Source organism: Runella sp. (assembly GCF_027484545.1).
In the GTDB taxonomy this organism is placed as follows: domain Bacteria; phylum Bacteroidota; class Bacteroidia; order Cytophagales; family Spirosomataceae; genus Runella.
On record NZ_JAIXST010000260.1, the window covers coordinates 1 to 10,594 of the forward strand.

Below are 10,594 nucleotides of genomic sequence, written 5' to 3' on the forward strand. Positions count from 1 at the left end.
GTTTCAGGCCAAAGACGATGCGGCGTATCAGGCATTGAAGCAGGAATTTATTAGACTTATTTTATGCTGATTATCAGTTCATTAAAAAATGGAACGCGGATGACGCAGATGTTCCAACGCGGATTTTCACAGGTTTTTTAATAAATCAGCGAAAATCCGTGTTGCTTGCATCTGCGTCATCCGCGTTCTATCACATTCACAATACATAAGTAATTGATTATCAATATATAATAATGCTATTGAGCAATTACAGAATTTAGCTGCTGACTAAAGTGAAGAAAACATTCATGCTTTCAGTAACATTCTGTATTTTGCCAACAAAAAAAATCAATGAAAAAAAGCCTCGTATTTCTGATCCTGTTTGGTGTAAGTATGGTCGGATTTTCTCAGAATTTGGCAAAAGATACCACCGAAGTTAAAAGCACCATTGCCGATTTTTTCGAGCTGTTTGTGCAGGATGACATGAAGTTTTTTGAGAAGAATTGTACGCCCGAATTTGAATTGTACGAAGCAGGGAGCGTTTGGAACGCGGATACACTGCGGAGTATCATTCATAAAAGACAGGCACAGAAACGCACTTGGAAACGAACCAATGAGTTTAAATTCATCAAATTCAATGTGAAACAAGACGTGGCTTGGGTCAGTTATTTCAATACGGCTTATCTTACTAATGCAGACATGAATGCAAAACGAACCGTGCGTTGGCTAGAAAGTGCCGTTTTAGTAAGAAAGAATAAAAAATGGCTCTTGACCCAAATGCATTCTACGCCGCTTAAGTAAGGGGGCAAATTTGCAAGTGAGGCAAAAGGCAACTTTCAATTCTGTATAAATACTTACCAAGTAGTTTTTGATCGGTAACCACATAAAAAAACGGCCTTACATTTCTGTAACGCCGTTTTTTTATGCTTTTCTATTTTTAGGCTTCTTCTTTTTTCATTGATTTTTTGAAACTCTTCAATCCCTGCAACGGCGTGTAATGGTCGCTCTTTTTGGGATAATAACCCGTGCCGTTGTACACCCGTTTGTTGGGACTGCATTTACATTCTTCCGAACAGGCACCTTCCATTTTCCAGCCACACTCTTCGCACATGGCCACGTGGATGTTGCAGTCGTTGTTGGCGCAGTTGACCATGCGGTCAGAGGCTGTGCCGCACACGTAGCATTTTGAAATCACTTTAGGGTTCACTAGGTTGACATCCACCGTGAGGCGATTGTCGAACACGTAGCATTTGCCCTCAAAATCTTCGCCGCCCGCTTCCAGACCGTATTTAATGATGCCGCCGTGAAGCTGATACACATTGTCAAACCCTTGGTCGAGCAGGTACGCACTGGCTTTTTCGCACTTGATACCGCCCGTGCAATAGGTCACGATTTTCTTGCCTTGGCCTCTGAGGTGTTCGATTTCCTTGATGTGGTCGGGAAGCTCACGCAGATTTTCCATGTCAAACGTGATGGCATCTTTAAATTTACCCACACTGTGTTCGTAATTGGAACGCATGTCAATCACCACCAAATCAGGGTCTTCGTGAAGCATTTGTTTAAATTCCGAAGGCTCCAAATGAATACCGGTTTGTTTGAGCGGGTCAACGGGCAAATCAGAATTTACAATTTCTTCTTTCAGGCGCACGTGTAATTTTTGAAACGCGTGGGCTTCGTGTTTTTCTTCTTTAAAATCAATGGTAGCAAAACGCGGGTCTTCCTTCACCCACTTCATGTACGCTTCGCAATCTTCGGGTAAGCCCGACACCGTGCCATTCAGGCCTTCGGGAGCAATAATAATACGACCCAATAAATTATTTTTAACGCAAAACTCATGTTGAGCGTCCCGATACGCTTCCGTATCTTCGATGGGAACGTATTGGTAATACAAAAGAACACTATAAGGCTTCATCACAAAAACAGATAACTTTCCCGCAAAAATACAAATTTTCAGAAGTCAAAAATTGATAATCATCAGTTATGAATGAAAAATGGCTAAACTCGCTATATTCGCTGACTTTTTGATAAGCAAGCAGTCTAAATAACTACGAAATACTAAACAATTCTCTCTATAACGATTAATCTTTACCCCAATGCACATTGCAATTACCGGAAACATTGGCGCCGGCAAAACCACGCTGGCCCGCAAACTGTCAGAACATTACAAGTGGGGCGTCTTGTATGAAGCCGTAGAAGGCAACCCCTATTTAGCCGATTTTTACGAAGACATGGCCCGTTGGTCTTTCAACCTACAGGTTTTCTTTCTCAACAGCCGTTTTTCACAAGCGCAAAAAATCCGCTCCATGCATTACCAAACTGTGGTGCAGGATCGTACCATTTACGAGGATGCATTTATCTTCGCCAAAAACCTGGCCGATTCTAAATTGATGGAAGATCGCGACTATCAAAATTACCTGATGTTGTACGAAACTATGATGAATGCCATCAAAGCTCCTGATTTGATTGTGTATCTTCAGGCAGACCTACCAAAACTCCGTAGCCAAATCCAAAAACGGGGGCGTGATTTTGAACAAAGCATTTCGGATGAATATCTGTTGAACTTAAATGAGTTGTACGAAAATTTCGAGCACAGCTATTTGGACGGGACCTTACTGACGATTAATGTCAATAATCTTGATTTTGAAAACAATCCCGCCGATTTTGATTTAATCGTTCAACAAATGAACAAGGCGTTGGGGTACAGATAATAAGGAGCGAGAAAACAGAAGCGAGAAGTGAATGTTAATAACAGAAAAAGGAAGCCATCGCTTCCTTTTTCTGTTATTAACTGTAAACCGCTCGGGCGGCCCCGTGTGCACTGACTACTGTGAACTAAAAATCGGCGTCGAAGCTCAGTTGTTGTACATTACTTTCTTTACTGGAATTTTTCACCCCAGCTTTTTGGTATTCACCCACTTTTTTCTCGAAGAAATTGGTTTTGCCCTGGAGCGAAAGCATATCCATGAAGTCGAAAGGATTGGTGACATTGTAAATCTTTTGTAAACCTAAGGATACCAACAGGTGGTCGGCTACAAACTCAATGTATTGATTCATCAGCTTGGAATTCATTCCAATCAACGATACGGGAAGTGCATCCGTCACAAATTCCTGTTCGATGGCTACGGCGTCTTTAATCAGGTCATAGACGGTATCTTCAGGTAATTTGTTGACGATGTGGTCGGTATAAAGCAAACACGCAAAATCGCGGTGCAAACCTTCGTCACGGGAAATGAGCTCGTTGGAGAACGATAGACCTTTCATCAAGCCTCGTTTTTTCAACCAAAAAATAGAGCAGAACGAACCTGAGAAAAAGATGCCTTCTACGGCAGCAAAAGCGATAAGACGCTCGGCAAAAGAACCGTTTCCGATCCAACGCAACGCCCACTCCGCTTTTTTCTGAACACACGGAATGGTTTCGATGGCCCGTAACATTCTGTCCTTTTCAGTAGGGTCTTTAATGTAACTATCAATCAGCAATGAATAGGTTTCCGAGTGGATGTTTTCCATGGCAATCTGAAAACCGTAAAAACATTTGGCTTCTGCATATTGCACTTCACTCAGAAAATTGACGGCCAGATTCTCATTCACGATACCATCTGAGGCTGCAAAAAACGCCAATACGTGTGAAATAAAATGCCGCTCACCGTCATTAAGCCGTTCCCAATCCTGAATATCGGAAGCAAGGTCAATTTCTTCGGCGGTCCAAAAGGCTGCCACGTGATTTTTATAAAACTGCCAAATGTCGTAGTGCTTGATTGGAAATAATACAAAACGGTTGGGATCTTCGACCAATATTGGCTCTTCTACGTTGGCAACTAAAGACTGTGACATATAAATAAGCTTTAAAAAAGTTTATGGGGAATCGTTAACTATTTAGCAATACTTAAAAAGTGAGTGCTGTATTAGCGTAACAAATTTATTAACTTTGAGGGACTGTTTAAACAACAAGTTACTCTGCAAAGTGCTTTTGTGAAGAAAAGTTATATTTAAGTCCACACAACTTTAAGGTTATCAAGACATTCGCACGATAAATTCTTTTTTTATTTATAACTCTACGTATAAGCGTTTTGTATGGTACTCATCATTGGTGGACTGTTGGTACTTGCTCTGTTCTCTTTTTGGCTTGTTCGCAAGCAGGATGGAAAGTTGCGCGTGTTGATGTATCACAAGGTAGATGACAGTCGCCGGGATATGTTGACAGTGACTACAGAGCAGTTGGATCAACACCTTTTTTATCTTCGAAAGCGAGGCTATGATTTTATTTCCATTCGAAATTTATTCAATCTCTCTTCTCCGCCTTCCAACGGCATTGTGCTCACTTTCGACGATGCCTACGTTAATAATCTTGAACTCGCCTATCCTATTTTGAAGAAACATGAAGCCTGTGCAACGATTTTTGTGCCTACTGCCTACGTAGGCGATAGCAGTCAGTGGGATACAAAAGCAGAGCCGCTTTTGCCGGTTGAAGCGTTACGAAATCTTGACCCGGAGGTCTTTGACTTGGGACTTCATTCCCATACTCACCGCAATTATGGGGATTTGTCCGAGGAAGCATTGGAAGAAGACCTGCGCCGAAACATTCAGTTTTTTCGAGACCATCAATTGCCTTTCGTTCCTGCGTTTGCCTATCCATACGGCAGTCGCCCCAAAGACAAGAACCGTAAGAAGTTTATGCAACAGGTCATGTCTCAAATGGGTATTTCAATGGCCTTTCGTATTGGCAATCGCCTTAATAATTGGCCACTTTCAAAACCGTATGAGATTCAGCGAATAGACATTCGGGGTACGGATTCATTGGAGGATTTTGCCTGGAAAGTAAAGTGGGGCAAGCAATTTTAAAGGATGGACGATTTTCGATTGCTGATTTTCGATTTAACATAAATTTTCAAATATCGACCCAACCATTTATGACTCTTCCATGGTATAAGCTCGAAAACGAGTCGGAAGCCGATTCTCCTTCTTTGGTCATTTACAAAGAGCGTGTTCAGCAAAATATCTCAAAAATGATTGAGATTGCAGGAGATGCGGAGCGTCTTTATACGCACATAAAAACCAATAAAATGCCCGAGGTAGTCAAAATGCTGCTGGAAGCGGGGGTTACAAAATTCAAATGTGCTACCATTGCCGAAGCTGAAATGGCAGCGATAGCAGGTGCCAAACGTTTAATTATTGCCCATCAATTAATGGGTCCCAAAATTGAGCGCCTGATAGCTTTACGTCAAAAATATCCCGAGGTAGTGATCGCTTCTTTAATAGATTGTACAGAAGTAGCTGACGAACACAACGCGGCTTTTGAAAAGTACGGTTTGTTGAGCGATGTGTTTTTAGATATTAACAGTGGAATGGACCGCTCGGGGCATCCGCTTGATGATTCTATTTTAGAGTTGTATAAACACCTGCACGCTCTGCCAAACTTACGCTGCCAAGGCTTGCACGTGTATGACGGGCATTTGCGTACCTCCGATTTTGAAACGCGTAAACACGAAGTGGAAGCGGGTTTTGTGGATGTGCAGCATTTTTTAGAAGCCATTGCTGAAACAGGGTTGCCCAAGCCATTGATCGTAGCCGGTGGTACTCCTACCTTTACGGCTCACGCCCTACACGCTGAAATTTATTGCAGTCCGGGTACGTGTGTGCTGTGGGATTGGGGATACGGCGATAAACTTCCGGAGCAGCCTTTTGAATACGCCGCTGTAGTATTGACACGGGTAATTTCAAAGCCCCAAAAAGGATTGATTACGGTAGACATGGGCCATAAAGCCGTTGCTGCCGAAAACCCCATTGATAAACGGATTCGTTTTTTGAATTTAGAAAATTACGAACTTCTCAGTCAAAGCGAAGAACATGGCGTGATTCGGGTACAGGATTGGGAGAGCGTCAACGTAGGCGATGTATTGTACGGAGTTCCGTACCATGTTTGCCCTACGGTTAACCTGTACGACGAAGTTTATGTGGTAGAAAATCAAATGATTACCGACACTTGGCAGGTATTGGGAAGAAAGAGGAGAATTACAGTTTAGTAAAGTTTACAGTTTAGGGTTTACTGTTTTTATGGTTATTGAACCGTAAACACTAAACGGTAAACCGCACGGGCGGCCCCGCCTAAACAATTAAAACTACGCTACAAAAATTTCCTGCGCGGGTTTTTCAGAACCTGGCACAATTGGTAACGTTACCTGCAAAATCCCGTTGTGGTATTCCGCTTTGATGTTGGCCGAGTCAATCGTTTCGTCCACGAAGAAGCTGCGTTCAAACGAGGCTTTCTTAAATTCGTTACGAATCCAATTTTTGGTTTCCTCAGCCTCTTCTTTGACTTGGTACGAAATGGTCAGCTCGTTTCCTTTCAAATTGATTTTGAAATCTTCTTTGGCCCGGTCGGGAGCAATGACGTAAATTTCGTACGTACTGTCGGTTTTCAGGACGTTGACCGGCACACGGAATTGTCCGCCGCTAAAGTTTCTCCCGAATTGTTTTCCATAGTGGCCGTATCCCATTCCAGGATGTCCGTGTCCACATCTTCCATGATGATGCATTGTATGTATGATTAGTTTGTTGGTTTATTGATTGGTTTGTGGTTCGGCTTGGAGCTTTTCCTGGCCCGATTCGCCTTTTTGATGCCAACGGCTTTCACATTGGTGATGGTGTTGACCCTGATGACGGTGGTGTCCCCAATAGGGATGACCCACTGTAAAGCGCAAACTTGCGGCGGTAATGAGCGCGACTGTCACGCCCAAGACCCATTTGGTTCTTCGATTCATGTTGATTCAATAAATAGTTTAGAGGTTCCTTAGATTTTGATAGTTGGCTGTTGGAAGTCGTCTTTTAACCCTTCTTTACGAAACTTGCCCGTTACATCTTCATAAGGGGTGTAGTAGGCTTGGTATTGGCGTCTCCAATTACGACGGCGACGTCCCATGAAGAGTCGGAAGACCAATCCGAAAAACAAAAAGAACAAAAATGCCTTCAACAATAAAAAAGGAAGGATAAATAAAAACAAGCCACCCAGAAGCCCCGCTCCAATGACTCTTAATACTTGCGTAAACATAGCTGTAATTTGGTTTTAAATTTTGTGTACAAATGCTGTACAAGAAGGATGACGAATGAACTCGGAAATTACTTTAAAGAATTTTGAAAAATTTTCAATTATTTGGAATAAACATAGAACACGGATATAACTGATCAAACAGATAAATACGGATTTTATAAAAAAAATCGGTTCAAATCTACGGTCCGCCGTTGCGGTTTAATCTGTATCATCCGTGTTCCATTGTTTTTATGAAAGACGCTTTTCTAACGTCCGCAGCGTCTTTTCCATTCTTCTTTTAACTTGGCGCGTTCTTCATCGGTCATATTGGCCCATTTTTCGCGCCAAGGCGGTCTGGGTCGCGCACCTTCATTGTTTTTCCAGCGTGGATTACCTCCCATGGAGCCGCGACCAAAGTTGCCGAACAAAAGGCGGCACAGTACCAGCAAGCCCACTGCCTGCCAATATGAAATAACCGCGACGCCCAGCAATGCGGGCAAAATCGCATTCCACAGAAATCGAACCACTGCTCCCATTAGGAGGGCCGCAGCCACTGCAAACAAGGGAAAAAGTAAAAAGTGAGGTCTGTAATTAGGATGTCTTCTCATGTTCTTACAGGTATTGATTTTTTTAATCGAGTGTCATTTTTAAAGGGAAATTAGGCTCAGGTTAGTTTTCAACCAAATCCTGATATAAGCTTTCCAAGCGTTGGCGCAAGTGTTGCACGGCGTAGCGTTTGCGGGAAATAAGGGTTTTGATGTTTTCGCTGGTACGGTCCGAAATCTGTTGAAACGTTTCATCTTCCAATTCATTCCATACAAATACCTGACGCTGATTTTCGGGAAGCTCGCCGAGCGCGTCCATCAATTGCTGCCAAAAAATTTCGCGTAAATATTCCGTTTCGGGCGTTCCATCGTCGGCTATCAGGAGGTCAGTAAAATAGATTTCGCCCTCCTCGTCTTCGTAGCCATAATCTCCTAGGCGCTCAGGACGCTGTTTGCGGTAGCCGTCCACGATGCGATTTCGGGCTACGCGATACAGCCAACTTCCCACTTGCTCAATCGCTTCCACTTCTGGCTGACTGCTCAACTGATACCATACATCCTGCAAAATGTCTTCGGCATCTTCGTCGCTGTTTACGCGCTGACGAATGAAGCCAAACAACTGCTTGCTGTACTTTTTGATGGTTTGTACGATATTGGATTTTGCCTGTGCCAATTTTAAATGTAAGTGATTGCCTATATAGACGTAGAGCTTGGGAAATTCCTTTAAAAAGCATCGTTTATTTTTTTCAACCACAGGAACGCCTGCCGCAGAGGCACGGAGAAACACAGAGGGAAATTCCGTACCTCCATTCTCCATTTTTTCGTATTCCGATTCCTTCTATTCCCCAGGATGATATACCCGCTTCGCTTCTTTCAGGACCGTTGTTTTGTCCAAGGTCATCGCCTTGGTTTTTTGTTGAAGAAACAGTTCCATTTGGTCAGCGTAATGAGGATTGTCCGCATGATTTGACGCTCCGAAACAATTCACGGTTTCGATAAGGGGCAGCTTTCCTTTTTCAAAACGCACCAATTCAATGTACGATTCTCCCGCCTGTGCTTTCAGCTTTCCATCGCGGTAAGTAGTTGAATGAATGGCCGTAATGACATCAGGCAACCCCCACACGGGCAGTTCGTGGGTACCGCGCACGAGTTTTTGGTAATCTCCCAAACTAATGTCCGTTCGGCCGAAATGGGTTTGGAAATCGGCTTTTACAAAACGTAAAATAGCCGCACACTCTTCGGCGGAAAGTTGATTTTTATCAGTTGAATTGTTTTTCAAATACGTATAAACACCGAGGAAAATAGCCGCGCCTTTGCTTTCTGTTCCCGTACGGCGATCCCATTGTTGAAGCGTTTCAATAAAGTCTTTGACATCGGGATAATCGGAAGATTTTAGCGAAAAGAAAGGATTAACATCCACAGGATACTTCAATTTTTGGGGTAATTGTCCGTCGTATTTAAAGCGTTTAAAGGTTTCGTAGTTTAACTTTCCTGTGTTCTGCATCAACTCTACAAAGCGTGCACTGCGGTTGTTGTCAAAGGTTTCGTAGCCCATCGTGGGGTCAAATTGGGTTGCTTTTAGATTATCAGCAGGAGCCGTGGCGTTGAAGGGCGTATGGTTCATGTTGAACAGATACCCGCCTGCTGGATTGATATATTGGGGCAACTCTTTGAGCGGATGATAGGCCGTCCACAGCGTTTTGGAGGTATTGCCGGGCAAGGTACTTTTCCAGTTGTAGGCAGGGTCGCGTAGGGGGATTTTTCCGTTGCTCACGTAAAAAATCGTGTCGGCATCCGCATAAACGATGTTAAATCCGGGAATGGCCGTCATGGTGAGGGCCTGATAAAACTCCGCAAACGAACGGGCTTTGTTCATTCGATACCATTGTTCTACCCCGCGCAAATCCAAATTTGCTCCCGTTCTGATGGAAAATGTCCCTTTTTTAGTAACTACCGTCGCTCCGTATTTTGACCAATAGGCCTTCTTTTTAATCGGAAACGGAATGCCTTTTACCCGCAATTTCACCGATTTGCTTTCCAAGTCAACCCATTGTCCATCAAAACGATACTGGTTTTTATTAGTTGGATTGATTTCCAACTGATACACATCTATCTTATCCTGTCCATTTACGGTATGTGCCCATCCCAAATGCTCATTGACGCCGTGGAAAACCGTAGCACCTGCCGGAAAAAGGCCACCCAGAATATTCCATCCTTCTTCGCTGCAAAGGTGCGCCTCATACCAAGCCACGGGGCCTTCGAGCGGTTGGTGGGAATTGATAGCCAAATACGCTTGGCCGTCGGTGGTTTTACTTTTGTGAATGGCGATGGCGTTGGAACCCGCCGCTTTCAAAAAATCAAGGGTCGGAACTTTACCGCCGAAAATCTGCTGTAAGGTGCCATCCACGCCTGAGATGACGGCCAAAGACAACACCACACCTTTGAAATAATCTTGAGGTGTAACCGGAAAAATACTTTTTACCAAGACCTCGTCGGGATGGCGAGCTGCGTAGTCGTTGAGCCCCTGTAAGTAACCATTGATGACTTTTTTAAAATCGGGCGACAGAGAGGTTTCGTATTCGGCAGCGACCAACTCAGGAGCGTGCAGCAGTTCTACCACGTAGTCAACGGAAGCGCCCTGTTTGCCAAGGTGTTTGCCCAATTTCCCTTTGGCGGGCAGACAAATAAGTTGGATGGTTTTAAAATCATCTTCGGCGTGGGCGTAGGCCAAGCCATACGCCACTTCTGGGTCTGTTTTAGCAAAAATATGCGGTACGCCCCATTGGTCACGCGCAATGGTTACATTTTGAGGATTGATTTGGCCAAAAGAGCGGGAAGTGATAAAAATTAATACGAAGAAGAAGCCTTTCATGGATAATTAAGGGTTATTTAGCCGTTATTTACAAAAAACTTCCCAAAAAAACTTTAGTTACGACTCAGGTTCTGAGTCATGTTAGTTAAATTGAATAAAAAGGTTTACCATTGCCCATTGACAGATAAAGAACACATATCGCAACTTCAAGTCCAGTTAGCTACTCAAACACAA

12 protein-coding genes are annotated in these 10,594 nt (G+C 43.5%); 4 read left to right on the forward strand and 8 right to left on the reverse strand.

The features are described 5' to 3' along the window. Nucleotides 1-330: 330 nt before the first annotated feature. Nucleotides 331-780: a nuclear transport factor 2 family protein gene (locus tag Q0081_RS23510; RefSeq protein ID WP_298359496.1), complete on the forward strand. Its 450-nt coding sequence runs from the start codon at nt 331-333 to the stop codon at nt 778-780. 136 nt (nt 781-916) lie between these two features. On the opposite strand, the gene Q0081_RS23515 is transcribed toward Q0081_RS23510, so the two are convergent. Beyond that, on the reverse strand, nt 917-1,891 hold the full coding sequence (locus Q0081_RS23515) for a rhodanese-related sulfurtransferase (RefSeq protein ID WP_298359499.1): 975 nt from the start codon (nt 1,889-1,891) through the stop codon (nt 917-919). A 181-nt stretch (nt 1,892-2,072) separates the two neighbouring features. Here Q0081_RS23515 and Q0081_RS23520 point away from each other — a divergent pair, with 181 nt between their 5' ends. Then, on the forward strand, nt 2,073-2,687 hold the full coding sequence (locus tag Q0081_RS23520) for a deoxynucleoside kinase (protein WP_298359502.1): 615 nt from the start codon (nt 2,073-2,075) through the stop codon (nt 2,685-2,687). A 124-nt stretch (nt 2,688-2,811) separates the two neighbouring features. Here Q0081_RS23520 and Q0081_RS23525 read toward each other — a convergent pair whose 3' ends face one another. Continuing rightward, nucleotides 2,812-3,810 carry a ribonucleotide-diphosphate reductase subunit beta gene (locus tag Q0081_RS23525; RefSeq protein WP_298359506.1) on the reverse strand — a complete coding sequence of 333 codons (999 nt, stop codon included), beginning with the start codon at nt 3,808-3,810 and terminating at the stop codon, nt 2,812-2,814. A 240-nt stretch (nt 3,811-4,050) separates the two neighbouring features. Between Q0081_RS23525 and Q0081_RS23530 the strand changes: the two genes are divergently transcribed. Continuing rightward, nucleotides 4,051-4,818, forward strand: a complete 768-nt coding sequence (locus tag Q0081_RS23530) for a polysaccharide deacetylase family protein (protein WP_298359509.1) — start codon at nt 4,051-4,053, stop codon at nt 4,816-4,818. 68 nt (nt 4,819-4,886) lie between these two features. Further along, complete coding sequence (locus Q0081_RS23535; RefSeq protein ID WP_298359512.1) at nt 4,887-5,999, forward strand: D-TA family PLP-dependent enzyme; 1,113 nt, start codon at nt 4,887-4,889, stop codon at nt 5,997-5,999. Nucleotides 6,000-6,095: 96 nt separating this feature from the next. Here the strand turns inward: Q0081_RS23535 and Q0081_RS23540 are convergent, their stop codons facing one another. The 6 genes from Q0081_RS23540 to Q0081_RS23565 form a co-directional block, all read right to left on the reverse strand. Continuing rightward, nucleotides 6,096-6,512 (reverse strand): Hsp20/alpha crystallin family protein, encoded by a 417-nt coding sequence (locus Q0081_RS23540; protein WP_298359516.1) that lies wholly within the window; start codon nt 6,510-6,512, stop codon nt 6,096-6,098. Between the two features lie 24 nt (nt 6,513-6,536). Further along, a complete protein-coding gene (locus Q0081_RS23545) occupies nt 6,537-6,737 on the reverse strand; it encodes a hypothetical protein (protein ID WP_298359519.1) in 201 nt (66 codons plus the stop codon). 29 nt (nt 6,738-6,766) lie between these two features. Beyond that, nucleotides 6,767-7,024, reverse strand: coding sequence for a hypothetical protein (locus Q0081_RS23550; protein ID WP_298359522.1), 258 nt, complete (start codon nt 7,022-7,024; stop codon nt 6,767-6,769). A gap of 245 nt (nt 7,025-7,269) precedes the next feature. Next, entirely contained in the window at nt 7,270-7,611 is a 342-nt protein-coding gene (locus tag Q0081_RS23555; protein WP_298359525.1) for a hypothetical protein, read from the reverse strand. Between the two features lie 61 nt (nt 7,612-7,672). Continuing rightward, nucleotides 7,673-8,365, reverse strand: a complete 693-nt coding sequence (locus Q0081_RS23560) for a sigma-70 family RNA polymerase sigma factor (RefSeq protein WP_310586523.1) — start codon at nt 8,363-8,365, stop codon at nt 7,673-7,675. Nucleotides 8,366-8,386: 21 nt separating this feature from the next. Further along, nucleotides 8,387-10,420, reverse strand: a complete 2,034-nt coding sequence (locus tag Q0081_RS23565) for a penicillin acylase family protein (protein ID WP_298359528.1) — start codon at nt 10,418-10,420, stop codon at nt 8,387-8,389. Between the last annotated feature and the right edge of the window lie 174 nt (nt 10,421-10,594).

What these genes read in the sequence shown, in the direction of transcription:
- Q0081_RS23555 (WP_298359525.1), bottom strand. Translation starts at nt 7,611, where the DNA reads ATGAGAAGACATCCTAATTACAGACCTCACTTTTTACTTTTTCCCTTG.
- Q0081_RS23560 (WP_310586523.1), bottom strand. Translation starts at nt 8,365, where the DNA reads ATGGAGAATGGAGGTACGGAATTTCCCTCTGTGTTTCTCCGTGCCTCT.
- Q0081_RS23540 (WP_298359516.1), bottom strand. Translation starts at nt 6,512, where the DNA reads ATGCATCATCATGGAAGATGTGGACACGGACATCCTGGAATGGGATAC.
- Q0081_RS23545 (WP_298359519.1), bottom strand. Translation starts at nt 6,737, where the DNA reads ATGAATCGAAGAACCAAATGGGTCTTGGGCGTGACAGTCGCGCTCATT.
- Q0081_RS23530 (WP_298359509.1), top strand. Translation starts at nt 4,051, where the DNA reads ATGGTACTCATCATTGGTGGACTGTTGGTACTTGCTCTGTTCTCTTTT.
- Q0081_RS23520 (WP_298359502.1), top strand. Translation starts at nt 2,073, where the DNA reads ATGCACATTGCAATTACCGGAAACATTGGCGCCGGCAAAACCACGCTG.
- Q0081_RS23550 (WP_298359522.1), bottom strand. Translation starts at nt 7,024, where the DNA reads ATGTTTACGCAAGTATTAAGAGTCATTGGAGCGGGGCTTCTGGGTGGC.
- Q0081_RS23525 (WP_298359506.1), bottom strand. Translation starts at nt 3,810, where the DNA reads ATGTCACAGTCTTTAGTTGCCAACGTAGAAGAGCCAATATTGGTCGAA.
- Q0081_RS23535 (WP_298359512.1), top strand. Translation starts at nt 4,887, where the DNA reads ATGACTCTTCCATGGTATAAGCTCGAAAACGAGTCGGAAGCCGATTCT.
- Q0081_RS23510 (WP_298359496.1), top strand. Translation starts at nt 331, where the DNA reads ATGAAAAAAAGCCTCGTATTTCTGATCCTGTTTGGTGTAAGTATGGTC.
- Q0081_RS23565 (WP_298359528.1), bottom strand. Translation starts at nt 10,420, where the DNA reads ATGAAAGGCTTCTTCTTCGTATTAATTTTTATCACTTCCCGCTCTTTT.
- Q0081_RS23515 (WP_298359499.1), bottom strand. Translation starts at nt 1,891, where the DNA reads ATGAAGCCTTATAGTGTTCTTTTGTATTACCAATACGTTCCCATCGAA.